The 880-nt window shown below is 54.0% G+C and carries 1 protein-coding gene; it reads right to left on the bottom strand.

Translation table 11 applies throughout. The annotated features are described in order from the left end of the window. Positions 1-860, bottom strand: an 860-nt coding sequence (locus ACTHS3_RS15625; RefSeq protein WP_440368459.1) for an NUDIX hydrolase, incomplete at its 3' end; no start/stop codon positions are given. Between the last annotated feature and the right edge of the window lie 20 nt (positions 861-880).

The following is an 880-nucleotide window of genomic DNA, read 5'->3' as shown; positions in this document are numbered from 1 at the left end:
GCAGGACGGCCTTTACTGCCTGATACGCCGGTATCCGACGGCTCGATGAGGTTTTGCTGCTGAATCTGGCGGCGGAAGTTTTGCTTGTGCAGCAATCTGCCGCTGATGGCTTCGACGCTGTTTTGCAGTTGCAGCAGTGTGAATTCGGGCGGCATCAGTTCAAAAATCACGGGGCGGTATTTGATTTTGGCTCGTAGGCGGGATAAGGCTGTCGCCAGTACGCGGCGGTGGTCGTGGCGCATAGGCTGCCCCGTGAGTGAGAAATTGAAGTTTTCCTGAGACTCGGCTGCTTCCGCTATCAGGCCGCTTTCGTATAGCATTTCATAGCGTTGCAAAACGTATTCTTCCGACCAATTTTCAGGTTCTACCCCCCAGCACAATTGAATGCGCTTGAGCCGCTTCTGGCGCACTTCCTCCGTATCCGCCGAGTTTGCCCAAATGCGCAGGCGGCTGACGATGGTATCGCGCAGCCCGCCGTCAGTGCGCAAATCTTCCCACGGAAAATAGCAGTAGCAGTCCTGCCATTTCGCATCCGGGTGCAGGATGCTGTCGGCTGCCTCGCGCACCAGTCCCAAATAGCTGACGTACAAGACAGGTAGGCCTTGCTCGTTTTGACGGCGCGTATCTACAAACGTATAAAGCTGTTCTACATAGCCCATAGGCTGTGATGTCTGTTTGGCAACCCACATCCTGACTCCTGCTTGCAGAGAGTGGCGAAGCGGTGCAAGCAGGCCATTGGGTAATAGCTCTCCTTTGGCAACTGTCAAAACCCTCAAGCTGCCATTTGTAATGGCAATCAGTACAGGAACAAGCTCGACGATACTTTGCGTATTGGCTGCTGTTTCAGGATAGGCATCCATGCGTGGCTTTCATTCAAGAG

It is taken from the genome of Neisseria sp. P0009.S007 (assembly GCF_051962515.1).
This window is presented reverse-complemented; position numbering and strand designations above follow the sequence as displayed.